We start from the raw sequence: 21,649 nt of genomic DNA, 5'->3' as shown, positions 1-21,649 counted from the left end.
TTACTAGGATTAGGACACTAAGCTCTATAGGTGCTCAGTACTTTCTCTTGAAGCCAAGATGATGTATAAGACATATTCTCACTATTGTAACTATTCCAGATAAAATAACCAAAAACTACCAATACTAATAAGAAACAAATTCCTAATACGGCTAACCAAATGATTTGTTTCTTTAAGCTATCATACTCACTCATATAGCCATTATGGATTTTAATGAGTTCATTTCTTCTTTTGTTACTTGACTCTTTAGCAATGGCAATTTCTAGCTCATACATTTGATGCTTCCATGAATTCTTAGAAGTGCCTTTTTTCATTTTATGGTTTGAAAGACTGCTGTTGCCTTTCTCAAAGTTATTTTTTTCAGTCATATTTCCCTCTAAAATCTTCTTTTAGTCCTTATCATTATAACATATGTAAAACTATCTGAAAAGTTCATTTTGGGTTAGAATTTTGAGAAAGAGAATTAAAACATGAAAAAGAACCAGAGGGAAACTTCTTATGTTATACTCTAAGTATGCATAAGAAAACTGTTATTGATTTTAAAGAACTTGGTGTCAGACAAATTTTTACAGACGCCATTAAAGAACTAAAAACAAAGGACATTAAGGAAGTTAAGCATCTCTTAGCTGAAGTCGAAGCCTATCAAAATAAGGGCTATTATGCAGTAGGTTATGTTTCCTATGAAGCTGCCCCTGCCTTCGAGACAAAATTTCAGGTTATTGATGGTCCATTAATGTCAGAGTATCTCCTCTACTTCACTATTCATGAAACTGTTCAAACAGAGCCTATTCCACTTACTTATGAGCCAATTGCCCTACCAGAATCTTGGCAAGAGCTAACTTCTGCTGAGGATTACAAGGCTGCTATTGAGCAAATACACCACCATATTCGACAAGGTGATACTTATCAAGTCAATTATACTGTTCAACTCCAACAGAAGCTGACAGCTGATCCCTTTGCCATCTATAACCGATTGGTTGTTGAGCAAAATGCACATTACAATGCCTTTATTCAGCACGATGATGTTTCTATCATTTCCATAAGCCCAGAACTCTTCTTTAAAAAAGATGGTGATAGACTGACCACTCGTCCAATGAAAGGTACCACCAATCGTGGTTTGACAACTGAAACTGACCTCAAACAAGCCCAATGGCTAGCTCAGGATCAGAAAAATCGCTCTGAAAATATGATGATTGTCGATCTTCTTAGAAATGACATGAATCGTATTTCAAAAATAGGAAGTGAAGATGTCAAGAGCCTTTGCCAAGTTGAACAATACTCTACGGTTTGGCAAATGACTTCAACTATTGAGACGCAACTCCTACCAAATAGTCGTTTAGGTGATGTCTTCCAAGCCCTTTTTCCATGCGGATCGATTACAGGTGCCCCAAAAATAGCAACCATGGAGATTATTAAGAAGGTGGAAAAACAGCCTCGAGGTGTCTATTGTGGAGCTATTGGTATCTTGGTGCCACAGGGACCTAGTATTTTCAACGTGGCTATTCGGACACTACAAATGGAAGGAACCAAGGCTATCTATGGTGTCGGAGGAGGTATTACCTGGGACAGCAACTGGGAAGCTGAATATGAAGAAACCAAGCAAAAAGCTGCTGTTCTATACCGTCAGAACCCCAAATTCGATCTCATTTCAACTGGTCGTGTCCATCAAGGAAAACTGCTATTTCTTGAGGAGCATATGAAACGCTTGCAAGAGAGCAGTCGCTACTTTGACTATCCTTTCAATGCAGAAAAAGCTCACTATCAAGTCGAAGCTCTGTGCCAATCACTAGACCTTGACAAAGACTACCGTCTTAAAATGTCACTTGCAAAAGATGGTGAACTGAAGTTTGAACATACCCAATTAACAAACTTATCCAAAGACTTCTGCCAAGCAAGGTTAGTTGAGCAAAGTCATCCGTTGGATAGCCCCTATACCTTTTTCAAAACAAGTTACCGTCCTCACCTTAGTATCGAACCTCACGAACAAATCTATTATAATCATGAAGGGAAACTCCTAGAAACATCTATCGGTAACATTGTGCTTAAAATCGAGGACCAACTCTACACACCACCCGTTCACCTCGGCCTCTTAAATGGCATCTACAGACTAAGCCTTATTGCTGATAATAAGCTTAAAGAAAAAGTCTTGACCGTAAAAGATATGGAACAGGCTCAGGCCATCTACGGATGCAATGCGGTGAGAGGCTTGTATGAATTGAAGGTGGAAGGATAGAATTGTATTTAACGAAAAAATACAAGTTTTTTGTTCTCCCCTACTCTTGCTAAAGACAAAAGAATCTTCAATATTCTATTGGTAAAAAATCAACAATTTAATAGTAAAATAAAGTATAATACTTACTGATAGTTATTCAGTTATCGTGACTGTAATGATAAACTTTTTGGCTTATAATTTACTAGCCTTAAAATTCAGTAATAATTTAGAAAGGATACAAACCTTAAATGAAAAAATTTAAAGGCTTGACTTCTGCTGAAGTTCAAGCAAGTAAAAATGCCCATGGCGATAATAGGCTATCTAGTAAAGAGGCTAACTCGCTCCTCTCAATCTTTGTCGAAGCCTTCCAAGATCAATGGATTCTTATCCTCTTGGCTGCCTTAGGATTAAAAATCATCTTCAACTTTGTTGGAATGATTTTCCCTGCTATTGGTGAAGCCAATTGGTATGAGGCTATTTCACTAATTTTTGCCATTTTGATGTCTACAGGATTCTCAGCAGTCTCACAATACCGAAATGAGCAAAAATTCAACACTCTTCAAGAAGAGGCTTCAAAAACTAATGCTAAGGTTTATCGTGATGGTAAACTTAAAGAAATTCTCGTTGATGATATTGTAAAAGGTGATCAAATTCTCCTTCAATCAGGGGACAAGATTCCAGTTGATGGTATCATCTTGGAAGGTGAGTTAAAAGTAAACCAAGCTGTCCTTAATGGTGAAAGTGAAGATGCTAAAAAACTTCCACTTGGTGATCAAGCAGAGCCAGACTCTTCCGACCTCTTTACAGAGCTCAAAGTCTTCCGTGGTACAGTTGTTACTTCAGGTGAAGCCGTTATGGAAGCTACACAAATTGGTGATAATACCGTTCTAGGAAGCATCAATACTTCTCTTCAAGAAGATAGTAAAGATTCACCATCCAAAGAAAAACTCAACAAGCTTGCTGGAAACATCGGTGTCCTCGGTTATAGTGCAGGTGCTGCATATTCAGTAATCAACCTTGTTTTAGGCTTTATTGCACTTAATAAGGCTAATAACCTCAATGGTGGTTCAATCTTCCTTCTTATCATTGAAACGATTCTCTTTGCGGTTACAATCATCATCATGGCCGTTCCAGAAGGTCTTCCGATGATGTTGGCACTCGTTTCTTCAATGAACTCAGGACGACTTTTAGCTCAAAATATCCTGGTTCGCCATCCTGATACCATTGAAACAGCCGGATACATGAATATCCTCTTCAGTGATAAGACTGGTACTATCACTGAAGGTAAACTATCTGTAGTTGACTTCTTCCTTGCTGATGGAACACTTTATGCAGCTACTGGTGAAACTGAGGCTCCTGATTTTGACACTATGTCAGATAGCCTTAAAGCTGAAATGATTAATGGTATCGGTCTTAATAACGACGCCATGGTAGCTGATGGCAGTGCTGTTGGTAGTAACGCCACTGACCGTGCACTTCTTGATTTCCTTATTGGTCGTTCTCAACTTGATTTTGATACAAATACAATTACTGAGAAGCAACAATTCAACTCAGCAACAAAATTCGCAAGTGTAACGACTAAGGACGGAAAAACTTACATCAAGGGTGCTCCAGAATTCATCCTAAATGACTGCTACTACTATCTTGATAAAGATGGTAATAAACAAAACTTTACAGATGATATTAAAGCTCGTTTCCAAGAATTATCATTGGAACAAGCTAACCGTTCAATGCGTTTGCTTGCTATCCTAAATACAGATGGAAATGATAAAGTCTTGATTGGTATCGTATGTATCCGTGATAACGTTCGTTCTTCAATTAAACAAACTGTTGAAACAATGAACCGTGCAGGTGTTCAAGTAGTTATGGTAACTGGTGACCGTAAAGAAACCGCTGTTGCTATCGCTAAAGAAGCCGGTATCGTCACTGGTCAAAATGACCTTGTTCTTACTCACGATGAACTTTCTGCCCTTTCAGATCAAGAACTTAAACAACAATTGCCTCACTTAAAAGTGGTCAGTCGTGCCCTTCCAATGGATAAAAAACGTCTTATTGAGGCAGCTCAAGACCTCGATATGGTCGCTGGTATGACGGGTGATGGGGTCAATGACTCACCTGCCCTCAAATCAGCTGATGTCGGATTCTCAATGGGTGATGGTACTGAAGTCGCACGTGAAGCCTCAGATATCGTTATCTTGAATAACTCATTGACTTCTATTGAGAAAGCTGTCCTCTATGGACGTACTATGAGTAAGTCAGTAAGTAAATTCATTATCTTCCAATTAACCGTTAACGTGACTACAATTGCTATGTCACTTCTCTCACCACTTTTGGGCCTCAAAGAACCATTTACAATTATCCAAATTCTCTGGATTAACCTTATCATGGACACACTTGCTGCCCTTGCCTTTGGTGAAGAGCCTACCCTAGATCGTTACATGAATGAAAAGCCAGTTGCTAAGAAGGCAAATATTCTTACTGGCTATATGAAATCTGCTATTGGTGTAGCTAGCGTCTTCATTACTCTTGTATGTTTAGCTATTCTTAAAAATGTTGGTGGTATCCAAGGCTTTATCACAAATGGAACTGGCAACTTTGAAATGGTAACAACATTCACCTTTACAGTATTTATCTATGCTGTCATTTTCAACTCACTTAATACACGTAGTAATGGATTCAATGTTTTTGAACATATCGGCGAAAACAAGAAATTCTCAATTGTAATGATTTCTATTGCTGTCGTTCAAACCTTGATTATTCAATTCGGTGGTAAAGTATTTAGTACCGTTCCAATGGACGTTCAACACTATATCGTTGCACTTCTTATCGCGGTTTTGATCATCCCTGCAGATTTAATTCGAAAAGCTCTAACTAAAAACAAATAACTATCTGTTTAACGTATTATAAAACTTAAAAGGATAAAAAGGATTGGGATAACTCCCAAACCTTTTTTAATAATTTCCGAAGGTAATACCGTGGAAAGATCATAACATAAAAAGGCTTTAACAAGCCTTTTTGATTTATTAAGTAACACTACTTAAATTGACTAGGAGTCCCTGTATAACCTGCCCAATCCTTACTATAAAAGCGGTCGTTCAAGTTATAGCTAGGTGCAGGTGTTGGATTACTTACAAATGGATCAACAGCCTTGTCAAAGGCTACCCACCCTTTCCATCCCATATGAATGGTGTCTTGCATAAAGTAAGGTTGATCTCCATCTTTTGAGAAGTCTGCAATATTGGTAAAGCCTTGACTTTCCAATTGATAACGGATTTTAGAAACCGTAGCATCATACATTTCTTGACTAAGTCCCGTATAAGCCATCCACTTGCTATTAACAGGTGGGATGACAAAGATGACGTTAGTATTTGACTTAGCAAATTGATTTAGCACCAACTGCAGATCACCGTATTCTTGTGAAACTTCATACGAAAGATTCTTTTGGAAACCTTTAAGTTTACCAATCTTTTTAGCCAAACGTTTCTTATAGAAACGGTCATCGATACCAAAGTCGTTTGACTTGGTATGGGCTTCTGCATCTCTTACGGCAACCTGGTCAAGTGCCTCATAAGAGAGAGTATCTGGCAACTCTTTAAGATAAGGAAGAACCTTCTTGTCGTAATTTGCATTATTTGATGCTGCAAAAGGACTGAACAAGGCATCTTCTCGCTTATTAAGCTCTGCCATAAATTGAATATAAGTCTTATCAAGAGAATTTAAATCTTGCCCATTAGCCACTTTAGAAAGTTGAGATTTCATAGTAATCTCAGGTTTCATCTCTAAGATACGCTGAGCAGCATATTGAGAATTTGCATCCGTCTGATTTTGACTTAAGAAACTACTAAGTTGGTCGTTATTGTAGAACTGCTGGAAAGCCGCAGAATTGTAACCTTTTTTAGTAAACCACTGTGGTGACAAGACGTAGACTGCTGTCCCATTTTTCAATTCGGGAAGCATTTGTTGCATTCCCAAATATTGGTTTAGAGAGGCAGCCCCACGTTGTCCAATAAAATATGGGCGATAGTTACGGTCGTATTTTTCAGCTAAAACAGCTGGATGAAGGGCATCAAAACGCAACCACTCACTAGACCCAAAGAAAGGGACAAATCGATGATTCTTATCAGAAAGAGCTGTCGTCTTATTAATACGGCTCTTAAAGTTCTCATTTGTCAAGGTTACTGCGCTACGTTTTTCAACCTCATAATTATGTTTTCTGCCTTGAGGGTAGGAAAAAATAACTACTACTACCAAGACTAAGGCACAGATTATAGGGCCAAAAATTTGCCATAAACGCTTAAGCATTGCGAAGCTCCGTTACCCCTTCAACAATCTTATTAGCTGTGTTCCAGTCATCACGACCAAATTCTGAAACTGGCACACGAATATCGAAACGTGATTCCAATTCAACGATAAGCTCAACTGTTCCCATAGAGTCGAGAACACCAGCATCGAAAAGGTCTTCATCCATCATGTCTGAAACATCTTCCATGAAGAGTTCATCAATAATTTCAATAACTTCTGATTTTACATCCATTTTTATAATTCCTTTACTTATTTTTTAGTGAACCAAAGGTCATTCAAGAATCCAGAGAAAATCAAGAATGACAACATAACAGTGTTAAATGTAATAAAGATTCCCAAAGCCTTCGTCCATTTATTTTCAGGAAGTGGCTCAAGACCAGCTTTCTTACGTTCTTTATTAATGGTCTTCTTCTTACGTAACCAGGCATCATTAATTCCTAGACCAATACCATGGAAAATACCATAAGCAATGTAGTACCAGGTAACTCCATGCCAGAATCCCATAACCATCATATTAATGACATAGGCAACATTTGATGTCGTGTTACGGTTTTTGAAAACCTTGTTACGCATCAAAACCATAACCAAACGCATAAAGACAAAGTCACGGAACCAGAAAGACAAGCTCATATGCCAACGATTCCAAAATTCTTTCAAGTCTCGTGAGATGAAAGGTTTGTCAAAGTTGATTGGGCTCTTAATCCCCATAAGGTTAGATGCTGCTAGGGCAAACATCGAGTAGCCTGCAAAGTCAAAGAAAAGATCAAAACCGAAAACATACATAACACCAAGTGTTGGTAAATTAAAGATACCACCTTGAGCTAAAGCTTGTATTTTCAGTGAAGGTAAAAGCATACTTCCAAAAATTTGAGCCAAGACAAATTTATAGAGAAAACCGAGCATAATATACTTGACAGCTTGCTCCAACATATTCATCAACTCATCTCTCTCAGGAATCGCTTGGTAATCTTCGTTAAAGCGTTTGAAGCGATCAATAGGACCACTCGTAAAGGTTGGCATAAAGAGCATGAATCGGAGGAATTCTCCAAGTGTAAACTCTTTAAGGACACCATCCCGCATCTCGATAATCATACCAACTGATCGGAAGGTCAAGTAAGAAATACCAAGAAAGTTTAAAAGGGACTGAGTACCATTTATCGCAGGCTCTACCTTAACAAAAATCAAGGGAAGGACTACAAGAAATGAGTGTAAATAGAAAACCCATTTATTGTCCTTTTTACTGCGGTAATGTTTGTAGGAATAAACCCAGATGATTTGCCAAACGATATAGAAGAGTAAGGCTAGTAATTGGCTAGCATGTGTTCCTGTCAGAGCAAGAACAATAAAGGCTAGACTGACCAAACACTCATAAATTGCAAAACGCTTTTTAAAGAAGAGACCCACAAAGATTGGCAATAGAGCTAATCCAAGATAGATAAAATAGAAGGGATTACCGTAGGCTTCTAAATGGGGGAGCTGTTTCAAGAAGTCAATCATCGGTTGTTAACCTCACTGATAAGACCCTTGATATCGATTTTCCCATTTGGTGTTAAAGGCAAGCTCTCACGATAGAGGAACTTAGTAGGCATCATGTAAGACATCATGATATCTTCTAAGTCTGCCTTAATCGCCTTGGTGATATCAATTTCACGTTCAAACTGCTCACGAACACCATCCTTAAGAATCACATAAGCCAAGAGGTTCTGAACCTTATGGTCTTTATTGTAACGTGGCACAGCTACTGCTGAATCAATATACTTAGACTTATTAAGGTTTTGTGAAACATCCTCTAACTCAATACGGAAACCATTAAATTTAATCTGGAAGTCCATACGACCACCGTAAAGAAGGAGACCTTCATCAGTCATCGTTCCTACATCACCAGTATGGTAAGCAGGAAGGCCATTAAACTCGAAGAAGGCTTCCGCAGTCTTTTCAGGATTGTTCATATATCCTTTTGAAACTGCTGGTCCTGAGACGATGATTTCACCTTGTTGACCATTTGGAAGGATATTGCCATCCTCATCGATAATATAAGTCGGTGAATCTTCCTTGGTATAACCAATCGGCAAACGCTTAAGGTTAGCCAGCATCTCATCAGTTACTGCTACTGCTGATAAGGCTACAGTTGCTTCAGTTGGTCCGTAAGCATTGATAATACGTGCTTCTGGGAAACGTTGGCGAAGCTTTTGAGCAGTCTTGACAGTCAACTCTTCTCCGTCAAAATAGAAATGCGTAATTTCTGGCATCTTTTCTGAATTGAAGTCTTCAGACAACATTGCCATATCTGCAAAAGATGGTGTTGATGTCCAAATGGCAATTGGAAGTGAGAAGATCGTTTCAAAGAGCTTCTTGAAGTCCTGTGTAATAGCTGAAGGAAGAGCATAAAGTGTTCCTCCAAGTGCCAATGTAGGTGCCCAGTACATTACCGATAGGTCAAATGAATAAGGCGGTTGAGCCAGCATTTGTGGACGTTTTGGAGTCGCAAATTCCTTATCCGTAATCATCCAGTTGGTGAAACTAAGGAGATTATTGTGTGAAATTTGGACCCCTTTAGGCTTACCTGTAGTTCCTGATGTGAAGATGATGTAATAAGTATCATCCCCCTTAACAGGATGAGTCACTTCGTAGCTAGTCTTGCTTTCAAAAGCTGTTGTCACTTGATCCAATGTTAGAATTGGAGCTTGGACTTCCTCAAGTGGGAAGTCATTGATAGCAATAATCAGACTAGGCTCTGCTACTTCAACGATAGCCGTCACGCGCTCAAGAGCTGAGTGACTATCAATTGGAATATAAGCGTGACCAGATTTAGTCAAAGCGACAAAAGTTGCCAACATTTCATACTCTTGACCGCCATAAACCACAACAGGTGATTTTTCTGGAATATCAAGACTATCAATCTTGGCAGCTAGGCTATCCGAGTCAGCTTTTAAGTCACCGTAAGTGTGAACTTCCCCTAAAATATTGTAAACAGGAAAGTCAGGTTGTGATTGAGCAAACTGCTCAATCGTTTCGATCATATCTTTAATTTTTGTATTCGTCATTATTCTTCCTAAAATTCGTTATAGATAAAATTACCTTGACCTTGTCCTAGGTAATTGTAGAGATAAATTAGGGCCATAAAAATGGCGAAATAAAGCAAGGTTTGTCCTAAAAACACTAGGACGTTTTTATGTTTTAACATTCTAATTTTCGATACCTTTTTTTATATAATATCCTCTTTAGTTTACCATCTTATCAGTATTTTTTCCAATAAAAAAGAAAAAATAACTAAATTTCATTTCTTTTTCATTAATAAGCTTCCGTGATAAATGATTGGCTAAAATCATAAAAAACAGAGCTTAAAAGCTCTGTCGGATTTAACTATTTTGTGTCTTTTGGGCCGTCTGCATACGATAGTACATTCCCTTAGCTTGCATCAGTTGTTCATGGGTTCCGTGTTCAACGATATCTCCATTATTCATGACCAAAATAAGGTCCGCATTCTCTATGGTAGATAATCGATGGGCAATGATGAAACTTGTTCGACATTTCATTAATTTAGCGAAGGCCTCTTGAATGAGAAGCTCTGTACGAGTATCGATACTAGAAGTGGCTTCATCCAAAATTAAGATTTTAGGCACATTGACAAATATGCGAGCAATGGTCAAAAGCTGACGTTGTCCCTGAGAAAGGGATTGCCCCGCATCATTCAAGTAGGTGTCGTAGCCTTGAGGCAACTGCTGAATAAAGAAATCAGCATTGGCAGCCTTGGCCGCTGCTATGACTTCTTCACGACTGGCTTCTGGATTTCCATAGGCAATATTATCATGAATAGTGCCGACCTCAAGCCAAGTTTCCTGCAAAACCATCCCAATCTGTTTCCGAAGACTCTCACGAGTATAATCTGTAATAGGTCTACCGTCCAGTAGAATGTTCCCCTTATCCAAATCATAGAAACGCATAAGTAGGTTAATCAAGGTAGATTTCCCCGCTCCTGTTGGACCAACAATGGCAACAGTACTTGCGGCAGGGATATCAATGCTCAAATCCTTGATAAGAGGTTTATTAGGCAAATAGCCAAATTGGACATGGTCAAATTGAAAACGTCCCTGCACATCTGCTTCTTCCAAGACCGCCTTACCTGTTTCTGTTATTTCCTCTTCATCCAATATCATATAAAGGCGATCAGCACAGGCCAAAGCACTTTGAAGTTCAGATAGAACAGATGAGATATCATTAAAAGGTTTGGTATACTGGGTGACATAATTTAGGAAGGTAGTCAATTGTCCCACTGTAAAAGCGCCACCCGACATGATTCGATAAGCACCAACACCTGCAATGAGAGCATAGATCAGACTATTAACAAAACGTGTAGCTGGGTTAACCGCTGACGAATAAAAGATAGCACCCTGTGAATAATCAGCATACTTACCATTGACGTCTTTAAAACTCCTAACCATCTGGTCTTGAGCATTTAGACTCTGTACTAAAGCTTCTTGAGTCAGACTTTCCTCAATCAACTGAGTCTGCACACCTCGCCATTTAGTTTGATTGCGATAGAGTTGATAGCTCTTCTTTGCGATAAAACGTGCCACAAGCATTGACAGAGGCGTCATCACTAGAACTAAGAGCATCATGAACCAGTCTAACCGAGCCATGGTAATGATTATGACAAAGATAGTCAAAAGCCCAACGAAAAATTGGTTAAAGACCATGAGAAGTCCGTTGTTTAACTGATCGCTATCTGTAGTCACACGGCTAACCATGTCTCCAGTTCCTTGACGATCAAGGTAACTAAGTGGCATAGCATGAATTTTCATCATGACTCGTTCACGTAAACTTTCGCTATATGAATAAATTAATCGATTATAAATCAAAGGGTTAAGCCACTGGATTGCACTATTAGCTAAGATAACTACAAGCATCTGCCAAATTAAACGTGACATCAATAGAACGGCGTTCATCTTAAGAACAGCGTCCACTGCATCACCAATTAAGATAGGTAAGTAAACCGTTAAGGCAACTTGAATAATGGTCCCAACAGTTGCTAAGGCAAAGAGGTAGCGCTGACTTAAGATATCTCTACTTAAACGTTTAAGCGTTGATTTATTATTTCTAGCCTTCATCAGCGACCTCCTTTTGATGTTGAGAATAATGAATGTCTTGATAGAGTTTATTTGTGGCAAGCAATTCTTCATGATTACCCAAGCCAACTTGATGTCCCTTATCAAGCACCAAAATTTGATCAACAGCTTTTAGACTATTTGTTCTTTGCGAAATAATAATCAGACTCGTTGATTTAAGATTGTCTCTGATAGCCGCTAGTAAGCGACTTTCAGTCAAGTAATCTAGGGCTGAGGTGGAGTCATCCAAAATCAAGAATGGTGCTGGTCTCATCAGCGCACGCGCAATAGTCAAACGTTGACGTTGACCCCCCGAAAAATTACGGCCAAATGACTCAACTGGCTCATCTAAACCAAGGTCCTTATCCCTTACAAAATCAGCAGCCTGAGCCATGTCAAGCGCATGCCACAGTTCTTGCTCACTTGGTTCATGGTCAAGTCCTAATGACAAGTTTGAACGAATGGTTCCCCTAAATAACTCAGCTTTTTGCGGGACATAGGCAACCCAAGAACGCCACTCTTTAAGGTTTTTTGGTGATTTTTGATCTTTGAAAATAGCTAATGAACCAATCTGAGGCTGATATAAGTTCATGATTAAGTTTACCAAAGTCGATTTACCTGAACCTGTACCACCAATAATACCTAGTGACTGACCTTGAGTAAGACTTACATGAATCTCTTGGAGTGATGGCGAACTAGCTGTAGGATAGGTAAAGGTCATCTGATCAATAGCTAGCACTGTGGAAGCCTGACTAGAAGTGCGGACTTCTAAAGGTGCCTCAATATCCTCATCTTGGAGTTCAAAAATCGCTTGTACCCGTTTTGCTGAAATAAAGCTTTGATTCAGATTGGTCAACATCATGGCTAATTTAAGGAGCTCTGTCAAAATTTGCAAGAGGTAATTGACCAAGGCAATTAGCATCCCTTGGGATAAAAAACCAGCCTGAATCTGCAGATTTCCTTGCCATAGAATAGCAATTAAGGTCATATTAACAACCAAGAAAGTCAAAGGACTAATGAGACTTGCTATTACTCCTGTTTTGAGCTGCCACTTCTTCAAGTCTTTGTTGACGGCAGTAAAGTTATCTAATTCACGCTCACTTTGATCAAAAGCCCGAATAACCCTCATGCCTTCAAGTTGTTGACGCGTATTGGTAACAATCGATTCATTAATTACTCGAATCTTGGCATATAAAGGATTGACGATGCGACTGGCTAGTACAATAATAAGAGTCAATACCAAGACCATGCCAAGAAACCATAGGGTCAAGCGTGGACTGATTCGGAATGCCATAATAATGGCTCCTGTCACGATAATTGGTGCCCTCAAAAAGAGCCTCAAAAATTGATTGATGCCCGTTTGGATTTGAAAGGTATCACCAGTCAAACGTGTCACCAAACTTGACGTTCCAATCTCATCCCGCTTTTCCTTTGATAAACGCATAATTTTCGCATACAAATCATTGGTTAAACCTCGGGCATAGCCGACGGCTGCTCTGGATGAAAAATACTGTGCTGAAATAGCAACAACAACCCCAATAACGGCAAGTCCGAACAAGAGAAAAATCATCATAAACAGATGATTTTGGTCTTTATTTGGAATAGTTGTGTCGACAATTCCAGCAATTACTAGAGGGACCAAGAGTTCGAAACTGGCTTCGATTAATTTAAAAACGGGTCCCAGGATACTGTCTTTGACGTATCCTCTAAAATAAACTAATAATGCTTTCATTTGTCTTTCCTAAATTTAACGTCCTCACTCTTAGAGGCGTGAGAACATACGCATTAAAAAGAGATTAAACTGTACTTCCTTAGCGTAGTAAATATTTCCGCCATTTGTATAAAGTTTTCCGCCACCGTAGTACATGGCAACTGGTTGGTAATAGGTGTATGTTTTCCCGCTAGTGTTTCCTAGACTCGGAGCAACGACATTTTTAGAGTAAGCCTTTGCGAGTTCGACGGTGTTAACTCCACCATTATCAGCCACATAATCGATATAGGCCTTACCAAAATTATAGGCTTGTACTGCTGTCCAAGGATCCACCTTATGGTGGGCAGCTTCTTCCAGATTTTCCGACAGCACCGTCACCCCTTGACGAATACTTTCTTTTCGATCTGTTATGGAGTTGGTCACCCCTGTAGAACTTTCACTGGACTGCATCACGTCATCTGTCTTCCCCTTGGTTTCTGTGTAGATCATAGCCAGAACTAAATCGACATTGGTTGTATTATCAATGTCGTCCTCTGCCAAAACCTCCTTAACCATGGATTCATAGGTTAAGACATGTTGAATATTGGCATGGATTCGATAGCATTGGATACCTATGATGAGGACTACGACAAAAACCGCCAGACGTCTTATCCATTTAAACATATTATTTATTGATGATATCCTCGATATTTTTGATGAGAATAGAGTAGGTGCCATCAGGATTTTGAATAAACTCAACACTGTCAGCATCCTGATACACATTATTAGGCACGATTAACTCAATTCCGTTCGATAACGATAATTTTTGATTCTCCAATTTCTTAATTTGACGCGAATGGTCAATATCTGATACCGAGATAGGCTCAGGTATGGCCTCTTTGAGCTCATCAACGAAGGTCAAACGAGCTGTCAAATTATTATCAAAGAGCTGGTCTGCCAATTTTTCAGGTGATAACTCTTGATCTTCTTCCAAATTATTGAAAATAGCAGATTTCATTTTTCCTTGGAAGTTAAAATCATCCTGATTAAAATTCTCAGCAATCTTCTGGGCAGTGTCTTCAACCATCTTAATCGATTTCTTGACAGATTGTTCAGGCTGGACTTGCAACAGATTTTCAGAGAAATAATTGGCAAAGCTTCCATTATGCTTGATTCGCTTTTCAATCAAATAATACTGCTTACTACTACGATTGATTACCAAAGCTTCATCAGGTGTCTGGGCTGCAGAAGGCAAATTATTCTGTGACAATTGAATAGGATGTTGGCTATCTCCCAAAGAATGAATCAAACTATCCTTGAGAGCAATACGCAAGAAAGCAAAATACTCTTGCCCTTCTTTGTCAAACTGAATAAAGACCAAATCATTGGTCTTTTGATCTTCAGAAATGACAAATTCTTCCTTCCAAAGTTGGGCAATCTTAACTGAGCTTTCCATCAAATCATCACCTAAATGACTGATGAAAACATTCTCTGCATCGAAATAACCACGTTTAGCCTCATCTGAGAAAACTTTAGAGAGTTTCTTTCGGAAATACTCATCTAAGCGTGGCGTTATTTCAAGAGGCCCTTCTGCTAAAACCAGCTCCGTATCATTTGGCGAAAACTGGTGAATGATAATGCGTTTAATATATAAATCTAACATAGTTTTTAATAAAGTGGGAAGGCATCTGTAAGAGCTTTAACTTCTCCACGAATGCGTTCCAAAACTTCAGGTTTATCGTGATTTTCCAAAGCTTCAACCATTAATTCAGCAATTTTACGGCTCTCAACTTCACCCATACCACGACTTGTAATGGCTGGACTACCAACACGGATACCAGATGTCTTGAATGGAGACAATTGCTCGTAAGGAATACCATTCTTATTCAAAGTAATATTAACTTCTTCAAGAACGTTTTGTGCAACTTTACCATTTTCAACAACTTTAGTCACATCAACCAAGAAGAGGTGATTGTTAGTGCCACCTGAGATAACACGGAAATCTGGATGTTGATTGAAAACGTCAGCCATGGCAGCAGCATTCTTGATAACATTTTCACCATATTCCTTAAAGGCAGGATCAAGTGCCTCTTTAAGAGCAACAGCCTTAGCAGCAATAACGTGTTCCAAAGGACCACCTTGCAAACCAGGGAAGACTGCAGAATTCAATTTCTTAGCGATATCTTCATCATCAGTCAAAATCAAACCACCACGAGGGCCACGAAGCGTCTTGTGAGTTGTTGTAGTTGTCACATGTGCATGAGGAACTGGACTTGGATGATGACCAGAGGCTACAAGACCGGCAATGTGTGCCATATCTACCATGAGGTAGGCACCTACAGCATCAGCAATTTCACGGAATTTAGCAAAATCAATGATACGTGAGTAAGCTGAAGCTCCAGCAACGATGAGTTTTGGTTGTACTTCTTTAGCTTGAGCAAGAATAGCATCGTAATCAAGGAGTTCAGTTTCTTTATCAACGTTGTAAGCCACAAAGTTATAGGTCTTACCAGAGAAGCTAACTGGTGCACCATGTGTCAAGTGTCCACCCGCTGACAAATCCATTCCCATAACCGTATCACCTGGTTGGATCAAAGACATGTAAACTGCTGCATTGGCTTGACTACCTGAGTGAGGTTGCACGTTGGCAAATTTAGCTCCAAAAAGTTCTTTGGCACGCTCAATAGCAAGAGACTCAACCACATCAATCACGTCTGTACCACCATAGTAACGTTTACCTGGATAGCCTTCTGCGTACTTGTTAGTCAAGAGTGTTCCTTGAGCAGCCATTACAGCTTTAGATACCACGTTCTCAGAGGCAATCAACTCAATATTGTTTTGCTGACGTTCTGCCTCAGCATCGATGGCGTTCCATAGTTCAGGGTCAAATGCTTTGTAATCTTCTTTATCAAAAATCATAGAGGTCTCCTTTGAGGTCTAATGGGGTTCAATCAACTCACCCACATACAGTCGGAAATTATCTCACACTTCCATAGGTCTCTGTTAGTCATTTATTCTATGGTCAACTCGGGTAGAGCCGCCAATAGGTCTTCTTTTGTAATCTTCCCTTGTCTGAGAATCCTAGCAGGTGAGACCGACAAATCCAAAATTGTCGAATCTACACCTAACAAGGCATCATCATCTTGATAGCCAGTCACCTGAAAATCAAATTGGTCTCTTATTTGGTCAAAATAACGACCACTAGCCTTCCCAGACTTATTGGCTGAGGGACCAATCAAAGGCCCTTCTGCTTGAATCAGTTCTCTAGTAACAGGATGGTCTGGCAAACGGAAGCCAACCGTCGCCAATCCTGAATTAATCCACTTGGGTACTTGGTCATTAGCCTTTAAAATTATAGTCAAAGGTCCAGGCAAAAAAGCATCATAAATTTTTTTGAGATAGTCGGGCTGCTCTTTCGAATAAGACAGGATATCTTCATAAGAAGCGACATTCAAATTCATGGCTTTATCTCTAGGACGATTTTTCAGCTCATAGACATGGTTCACAGCACTCTCATCCAAAGCCTTAGCAAATAAACCATAGACAGTCTCTGTAGGAAGAACGACTGCGCCACCGTCAGACAAGATTTCTCTTAACACTTTCTTATTTTTCATCATCCATCACGACCATTCTATCTTGTCCAAATTGGTCCTTAAGGACACGCACTCGCTTATCTGGAAAATGTAGAGACAAGAGCTTTTTCAAATCCATTCCCTGCTTATAGCCGATTTCAAAGTAGAGCTTTCCACTAGGAGTCAAATACTTATATGCCTCCTCAATAATCTGTCTATAAATGGCAAGTCCCTCTTCATCAGCAAACAAGGCCATCTTTGGCTCGCTCGCCAAGACATTGACCCCAACTTCGTCCTTATCGTTTTCAGAAATATAGGGAGGGTTTGACACAATGATATCAAAACTACCAGAAATATTTTTGAAAACATCTGATTGAACAAAGCTGATGGCTACCTGATTTAGCTTAGCATTCTCCTTAGCAAGTACTAAGGCATCAGCTGACAAGTCACTAGCTGTTACTTGCCAAAGGGGGCGACTCTTTTTCAGAGATACCGAAATAGCACCACTCCCAGTTCCAATATCAAGAACCTTAAAATCTGTGCTTGGATTTTCCGCTAAAATCAAGTCCACTAGTTCTTCAGTTTCAGGACGTGGAATCAAGACACGCTCATCAACCTGAAAACGTAAACCATGAAAGTCTTCATAGCCCAAGATATACTGGGCAGGCTTGTGATTCTTTAGTTGGCTAAATACATGAGCTAATAGCTCAGCATCTTCCTCTGAAACTTCCTGACGCAATTGAAGAACAAAATGAGTCAAGTCCCACTGCTTCAAACCACGATAAACAAAGGAAAGGGCCTCTGGCTCTTCTCCAACTGCCTCAAGCTGCTTCTCATAGTCAGCCAGAACATCCGCTAGAATCATTTGTTAAGCTCTTCCAATTTTTGAGTTTGATCGTAAAGAACAAGAGCATCAATGACTTCATCCATTTTCCCAGCCAAAATCGTATCTAATTTTTGAAGGGTCAAACCAATACGGTGATCCGTTACACGGTTTTGTGGGAAGTTGTAAGTACGGATACGTTCTGAACGGTCCCCTGTACCAACAGTAGATTTACGCTCAGCATCTTGTTCATCTTGAGCGATTTGTGCAAAGTGGTCCGCAACACGCGCACGGATAATCTTCATGGCTTTATCACGGTTCTTCTGTTGCGTACGTTCTTCTTGCATCTCTACTTTGATTCCAGTAGGAATGTGAACCATACGAACCGCAGTCGCAACCTTATTGACGTTCTGACCACCAGCACCAGATGCGTGATAGATATCGACACGAAGGTCCTTAGGATCAATTTCGTACTCTACTTCTTCAACTTCTGGCATAACCAAAACAGTTGCTGTCGAGGTATGAACACGACCTTGGCTCTCAGTCACAGGCACACGTTGTACACGGTGTGCTCCTGATTCATATTTGAGTTTTGAGTAGACTGATTGTCCTGAAACCATGGCAACCACTTCTTTGATACCACCAACACCATTGTAAGATGCTTCCATAACCTCAAAGCGCCAACCTTGTGTTTCTGCGTATTTTTGGTACATAGCTAAAAGGTCACCTGCAAACAAGGCAGCTTCATCACCACCTGCGGCTCCACGGATTTCGAGGATAATATTCTTGTCATCATTAGGGTCTTTTGGCAAGAGAAGAATTTTCAAACGTTCTTCATACTCTTCTTTAGCGGCTTTGGATTCTTTAAGCTCTTCCTTAGCCATTTCTTCCAAATCAGGATCACCGCTTGCTTCCTTAATCATCTCTTCAGCATCTGAGATACTTTGGATGACTTGCTTGTACTCACGGTAAGCTGTCACCGTTTCACGAGTATTTGCTTCTTCACGTGACAACTCCATGAATCGTTTAGTGTCTGAAACGACTTCAGGGTCACTAAGCAATTCACCCAATTCCTCATAACGGTCTTCAACCGCTTGTAACTGATCATAAATATTCATTTGTTATCTTTACTCCTTATATAACTAATAGTCGTTTTTAGGCCTTATTCAAAGGGATTATGTTTTCTTGAGGTGGATTAAACCAGTGCTTTCGACAAACGGAGATATAACTCTCGTGTCCTCCAATTTGAACTTGTGCTCCCTCATAAACTGGCTTCCCATCCTCCATACGAAGGACCATGGTTGCTTTTCTCGAGCAATAATGACAAATGGTCTTGATCTCATCAATCTTATCAGACAAAAGCAAGAGATATTTAGAACCTTCAAAGAGATTGTTCTGAAAATCATTTTTGAGACCAAAAGCCATCACTGGGATACCTAACTCATCAACAATTCGTGCCAAATCATAGACATTCGCACGGGTCAAAAACTGAGCCTCATCAACTAAAACACAGTAAGGTCGTGGATCCATATTAGCAATGTAACCAAAAATATCCGTATCATCACCAATAGGATAGGCCTTCCGCTTCATGCCAATACGACTAGAGATATAGCCGACCCCATCTCGATTATCCAAACGACTGGTCAACAATACTACTGGTTTCCCTTGTTCTTCGTAATTATAGGCAACCTTAAGAATTTCAATGGATTTCCCAGAATTCATGGTGCCGTAGCGAAAATAAAGTTGTGCCAAACCAGTCTCCTCTAAAATATGTATTGTACTTATTTTATCATAATTCCAAGCGTAAAAGGGAGGGAGACTGAACAATTTTTGAAAAAAGTTCGCCTCTCTCCCTTATTTTTATGATAGGTTTGACTGATGTTCCAATTGGCTCAATTTTATCACCTTTATAAAGTTTCGATAGTCTATTTACTTCCTATGAATAGGCTTTAGCCAATTTTTCAAGAAGTTCTTCTTTCTCCTCATCGCTGGCAAATGAAGCTTCAATTGCCGTCTTATTATGAGCATAAAAGTCTTGAACTGAGCTATCAAAATGCTTGTGATAGAGTTCGTACTCTTTGGTCAGGTTTGTATCAGAAACGGTACGATTGTCCGTATTAATAGTAATATTAGCCCCTGCCGCTTTCATTTTTAGATAAGGAAAATCAGTAACTGTAACAGCTGCCTTGGTCTGGAGATTACTTGTTAAACATAACTCTCCTGTGACACCATTTTTGACAAACTCTTCCAAAAGCTCGGGCTCTTGAGCCAAAATCGTTGCATGGCCATTACGCTTAATTCCCATGGCAATCGACTCAGCCAAAAAGGCAGGGCAACCACACTCACCAGCATGAAAAGTCATCGGACGGTTGTAACTTTGAACTTGTTCAATCAAAGGTTTAATCGCTTTAGGTCCATAATGATGCTCATCTCCAGCAAAATCAAAACCAACAAAGTCACTATTGCCAACATCATTTGCTTCATCAAGAATACGAGCCGTTAATTCTTGATCTGATTGGCGCATGCCACAAACTAGGGCCTTGGCTACAATACCAAATTCTTCTTGAGCTTGACGTAAGCCTTGACAAACAGCATCAATGGTTTCAGCGACAGTCAATCCCTTATCCATTGACAATTCTGGAGCAAAACGCACTTCAATATAGATAACATTTTCAAGAGCAGCCTGTTTAGCGACATCATAAGCCGCAATAGTCAAAGCTTCCTTTGTTTGAAGCAAAGGACGAATATAATCAAAAGCCTCAAGATAATCTAGGAGACTCTCACAGGTAGCTGGTGCTGTCACATGGTGTTTGAGCTCTGCATCGTCCTCAGGTAACTCAATCTGTGCCAAGTCAGCTAGGTGACGAATAGTTTCCAATGATAGAGAACCATCCAAATGGCAGTGTAGTTCTGTTTTAGCCAACTTATGAAAATCAATAGCAGTCATTCTTTCTTCCTCTCTAAACAATATGTTTTTATCAGATAAAAATTAATTTTTACTATCTTATCATTCTTATAGAAAAAGTCAAGGTGTCACGCCTAATAGGACGTAGTAGATTCTTGAAATGCCATTAGCTTTTTGTTAGGATGTAACTATCAAGAATACAAGGAGAAACTTTATGTCTGACTATATTTTACCAGAAGTTTGGGAAAACCCAACCTCTATGGGAGGTGCCTGGGGTGGCCTCAATCAACCTACAGCTGGTGCACGTTTTGAACAAACATTACCTAAAGGTGACCAACCTTTCCAACTCTATACTCTTCCGACACCAAATGGTATCAAGGCAACTATCATGCTGGAAGAATTGAAAGAACTTGGTGTGACTCAAGCAGGTTATGACGCTTATCGTATTAAGATTGGAGATGGTGACCAATTCGGCTCAGACTTTGTTTCAATCAATCCAAACTCAAAGATTCCAGCAATGATGGATTACTCTGAGGACCAACCGGTTCGTGTCTTCGAATCAGCTAACATCCTCCTTTACTTGGCTGAAAAATTCGGCAAACTCATTCCAACTGATCACGCAAAACGTACGGAAGTTCTCAACTGGCTCTTTTGGCAAACAGGTGCTGCTCCTTTTCTAGGTGGTGGCTTTGGTCACTTCTTCCACTATGCACCTGAAAAAATCGAATATGCCATCAACCGTTTTGCCATGGAAGCCAAACGCCAACTTGATTTGCTTGATAAAGAATTAGCAACCAAACCTTATATTGCTGGCGATGAATATACTATCGCTGATATCGCTATCTGGTCTTGGTATGGCCGTCTTGCTCAAGATAAGATTTGGGATAAGGCTGGTATTTTCCTTGATGTTAAAGAATACAAGCATCTTCAAGCTTGGACTGAAAAAATTGCCGACCGTCCAGCAGTTAAACGAGGACTTGAAGTCGACTATAAAGAGATCTAATTTTTATAACGGTTTGCCTAGGCTAACCGTTTTTCTA

General features: G+C 39.7%; 19 protein-coding genes. 3 read left to right on the top strand and 16 right to left on the bottom strand.

What is annotated here, in order from left to right; genetic code table 11:
• Nucleotides 1-17: 17 nt before the first annotated feature.
• Nucleotides 18-368 carry a hypothetical protein gene (locus ADH51_RS07030; protein WP_002891145.1) on the bottom strand — a complete coding sequence of 117 codons (351 nt, stop codon included), beginning with the start codon at nucleotides 366-368 and terminating at the stop codon, nucleotides 18-20.
• A gap of 146 nt (nucleotides 369-514) precedes the next feature.
• On the opposite strand from ADH51_RS07030, the gene pabB reads away from it, so the two are divergent.
• Together pabB and ADH51_RS07020 are read left to right on the top strand one after the other, a co-directional pair.
• Nucleotides 515-2,233 carry an aminodeoxychorismate synthase component I gene (gene pabB, locus ADH51_RS07025; protein ID WP_048675530.1) on the top strand — a complete coding sequence of 573 codons (1,719 nt, stop codon included), beginning with the start codon at nucleotides 515-517 and terminating at the stop codon, nucleotides 2,231-2,233.
• A gap of 227 nt (nucleotides 2,234-2,460) precedes the next feature.
• Nucleotides 2,461-5,097, top strand: coding sequence for a calcium-translocating P-type ATPase, PMCA-type (locus ADH51_RS07020; RefSeq protein ID WP_048675528.1), 2,637 nt, complete (start codon nucleotides 2,461-2,463; stop codon nucleotides 5,095-5,097).
• 148 nt (nucleotides 5,098-5,245) lie between these two features.
• Here ADH51_RS07020 and dltD read toward each other — a convergent pair whose 3' ends face one another.
• From dltD to add, 15 genes are all read right to left on the bottom strand, one after another.
• A complete protein-coding gene (gene dltD / locus ADH51_RS07015; protein WP_048675526.1) occupies nucleotides 5,246-6,514 on the bottom strand; it encodes a D-alanyl-lipoteichoic acid biosynthesis protein DltD in 1,269 nt (422 codons plus the stop codon).
• Complete coding sequence (dltC, locus tag ADH51_RS07010; RefSeq protein ID WP_002891149.1) at nucleotides 6,507-6,746, bottom strand: D-alanine--poly(phosphoribitol) ligase subunit DltC; 240 nt, start codon at nucleotides 6,744-6,746, stop codon at nucleotides 6,507-6,509. The genes dltD and dltC overlap by 8 nt, the downstream gene beginning before the upstream one ends.
• 17 nt (nucleotides 6,747-6,763) lie before the next feature.
• Nucleotides 6,764-8,011: a D-alanyl-lipoteichoic acid biosynthesis protein DltB gene (gene dltB, locus ADH51_RS07005; protein WP_048675523.1), complete on the bottom strand. Its 1,248-nt coding sequence runs from the start codon at nucleotides 8,009-8,011 to the stop codon at nucleotides 6,764-6,766.
• Nucleotides 8,008-9,558 carry a D-alanine--poly(phosphoribitol) ligase subunit DltA gene (gene dltA, locus ADH51_RS07000; protein ID WP_014634613.1) on the bottom strand — a complete coding sequence of 517 codons (1,551 nt, stop codon included), beginning with the start codon at nucleotides 9,556-9,558 and terminating at the stop codon, nucleotides 8,008-8,010. The genes dltB and dltA overlap by 4 nt, the downstream gene beginning before the upstream one ends.
• An 8-nt stretch (nucleotides 9,559-9,566) precedes the next feature.
• Nucleotides 9,567-9,698, bottom strand: coding sequence for a teichoic acid D-Ala incorporation-associated protein DltX (locus tag ADH51_RS06995; RefSeq protein ID WP_002885174.1), 132 nt, complete (start codon nucleotides 9,696-9,698; stop codon nucleotides 9,567-9,569).
• 175 nt (nucleotides 9,699-9,873) lie between these two features.
• Nucleotides 9,874-11,622 carry an ABC transporter ATP-binding protein gene (locus ADH51_RS06990; protein ID WP_014634614.1) on the bottom strand — a complete coding sequence of 583 codons (1,749 nt, stop codon included), beginning with the start codon at nucleotides 11,620-11,622 and terminating at the stop codon, nucleotides 9,874-9,876.
• On the bottom strand, nucleotides 11,612-13,351 hold the full coding sequence (locus tag ADH51_RS06985) for an ABC transporter ATP-binding protein (RefSeq protein ID WP_048675518.1): 1,740 nt from the start codon (nucleotides 13,349-13,351) through the stop codon (nucleotides 11,612-11,614). Before ADH51_RS06985 ends, ADH51_RS06990 begins: the two co-directional genes overlap by 11 nt.
• A gap of 30 nt (nucleotides 13,352-13,381) precedes the next feature.
• Nucleotides 13,382-13,993 carry a lysozyme family protein gene (locus ADH51_RS06980; protein ID WP_037611402.1) on the bottom strand — a complete coding sequence of 204 codons (612 nt, stop codon included), beginning with the start codon at nucleotides 13,991-13,993 and terminating at the stop codon, nucleotides 13,382-13,384.
• Nucleotide 13,994: 1 nt separating this feature from the next.
• Nucleotides 13,995-14,972 carry a nucleoid-associated protein gene (locus ADH51_RS06975; protein ID WP_004182031.1) on the bottom strand — a complete coding sequence of 326 codons (978 nt, stop codon included), beginning with the start codon at nucleotides 14,970-14,972 and terminating at the stop codon, nucleotides 13,995-13,997.
• A 5-nt stretch (nucleotides 14,973-14,977) separates the two neighbouring features.
• A complete protein-coding gene (gene glyA / locus ADH51_RS06970) occupies nucleotides 14,978-16,228 on the bottom strand; it encodes a serine hydroxymethyltransferase (RefSeq protein WP_048675515.1) in 1,251 nt (416 codons plus the stop codon).
• Nucleotides 16,229-16,320: 92 nt separating this feature from the next.
• On the bottom strand, nucleotides 16,321-16,926 hold the full coding sequence (locus ADH51_RS06965) for an L-threonylcarbamoyladenylate synthase (RefSeq protein WP_048675511.1): 606 nt from the start codon (nucleotides 16,924-16,926) through the stop codon (nucleotides 16,321-16,323).
• Nucleotides 16,913-17,746 (bottom strand): peptide chain release factor N(5)-glutamine methyltransferase, encoded by an 834-nt coding sequence (gene prmC, locus ADH51_RS06960; protein WP_022496713.1) that lies wholly within the window; start codon nucleotides 17,744-17,746, stop codon nucleotides 16,913-16,915. Before prmC ends, ADH51_RS06965 begins: the two co-directional genes overlap by 14 nt.
• Nucleotides 17,743-18,822, bottom strand: a complete 1,080-nt coding sequence (gene prfA, locus ADH51_RS06955; RefSeq protein WP_004182370.1) for a peptide chain release factor 1 — start codon at nucleotides 18,820-18,822, stop codon at nucleotides 17,743-17,745. Before prfA ends, prmC begins: the two co-directional genes overlap by 4 nt.
• Before the next feature lie 37 nt (nucleotides 18,823-18,859).
• The gene (locus ADH51_RS06950) at nucleotides 18,860-19,456 is read right to left on the bottom strand and encodes a thymidine kinase (protein WP_048675509.1); all 597 of its coding nucleotides are present in this window, start codon (nucleotides 19,454-19,456) and stop codon (nucleotides 18,860-18,862) included.
• Between the two features lie 184 nt (nucleotides 19,457-19,640).
• On the bottom strand, nucleotides 19,641-20,651 hold the full coding sequence (gene add, locus ADH51_RS06945; protein WP_048675507.1) for an adenosine deaminase: 1,011 nt from the start codon (nucleotides 20,649-20,651) through the stop codon (nucleotides 19,641-19,643).
• Nucleotides 20,652-20,823: 172 nt separating this feature from the next.
• Here add and yghU point away from each other — a divergent pair, with 172 nt between their 5' ends.
• Nucleotides 20,824-21,612, top strand: coding sequence for a glutathione-dependent disulfide-bond oxidoreductase (gene yghU / locus ADH51_RS06940; RefSeq protein WP_022496714.1), 789 nt, complete (start codon nucleotides 20,824-20,826; stop codon nucleotides 21,610-21,612).
• Nucleotides 21,613-21,649: the final 37 nt, after the last annotated feature.

Origin of the sequence: Streptococcus sp. 449_SSPC (assembly GCF_001073005.1) — a bacterium.
GTDB lineage: Bacteria > Bacillota > Bacilli > Lactobacillales > Streptococcaceae > Streptococcus > Streptococcus salivarius_F.
This window is presented reverse-complemented; position numbering and strand designations above follow the sequence as displayed.

Bases quoted from the DNA above. Each gene is read 5' to 3' on its own strand.
- ADH51_RS06965 (WP_048675511.1), bottom strand. From the start codon at position 16,926: ATGATGAAAAATAAGAAAGTGTTAAGAGAAATCTTGTCTGACGGTGGC.
- prfA (WP_004182370.1), bottom strand. From the start codon at position 18,822: ATGAATATTTATGATCAGTTACAAGCGGTTGAAGACCGTTATGAGGAA.
- dltB (WP_048675523.1), bottom strand. From the start codon at position 8,011: ATGATTGACTTCTTGAAACAGCTCCCCCATTTAGAAGCCTACGGTAAT.
- ADH51_RS06995 (WP_002885174.1), bottom strand. From the start codon at position 9,698: ATGTTAAAACATAAAAACGTCCTAGTGTTTTTAGGACAAACCTTGCTT.
- ADH51_RS07020 (WP_048675528.1), top strand. From the start codon at position 2,461: ATGAAAAAATTTAAAGGCTTGACTTCTGCTGAAGTTCAAGCAAGTAAA.
- pabB (WP_048675530.1), top strand. From the start codon at position 515: ATGCATAAGAAAACTGTTATTGATTTTAAAGAACTTGGTGTCAGACAA.
- ADH51_RS06985 (WP_048675518.1), bottom strand. From the start codon at position 13,351: ATGAAAGCATTATTAGTTTATTTTAGAGGATACGTCAAAGACAGTATC.
- yghU (WP_022496714.1), top strand. From the start codon at position 20,824: ATGTCTGACTATATTTTACCAGAAGTTTGGGAAAACCCAACCTCTATG.
- add (WP_048675507.1), bottom strand. From the start codon at position 20,651: ATGACTGCTATTGATTTTCATAAGTTGGCTAAAACAGAACTACACTGC.
- dltA (WP_014634613.1), bottom strand. From the start codon at position 9,558: ATGACGAATACAAAAATTAAAGATATGATCGAAACGATTGAGCAGTTT.
- dltD (WP_048675526.1), bottom strand. From the start codon at position 6,514: ATGCTTAAGCGTTTATGGCAAATTTTTGGCCCTATAATCTGTGCCTTA.
- glyA (WP_048675515.1), bottom strand. From the start codon at position 16,228: ATGATTTTTGATAAAGAAGATTACAAAGCATTTGACCCTGAACTATGG.
- ADH51_RS06975 (WP_004182031.1), bottom strand. From the start codon at position 14,972: ATGTTAGATTTATATATTAAACGCATTATCATTCACCAGTTTTCGCCA.
- ADH51_RS06980 (WP_037611402.1), bottom strand. From the start codon at position 13,993: ATGTTTAAATGGATAAGACGTCTGGCGGTTTTTGTCGTAGTCCTCATC.
- ADH51_RS07030 (WP_002891145.1), bottom strand. From the start codon at position 368: ATGACTGAAAAAAATAACTTTGAGAAAGGCAACAGCAGTCTTTCAAAC.
- prmC (WP_022496713.1), bottom strand. From the start codon at position 17,746: ATGATTCTAGCGGATGTTCTGGCTGACTATGAGAAGCAGCTTGAGGCA.
- ADH51_RS06990 (WP_014634614.1), bottom strand. From the start codon at position 11,622: ATGAAGGCTAGAAATAATAAATCAACGCTTAAACGTTTAAGTAGAGAT.
- dltC (WP_002891149.1), bottom strand. From the start codon at position 6,746: ATGGATGTAAAATCAGAAGTTATTGAAATTATTGATGAACTCTTCATG.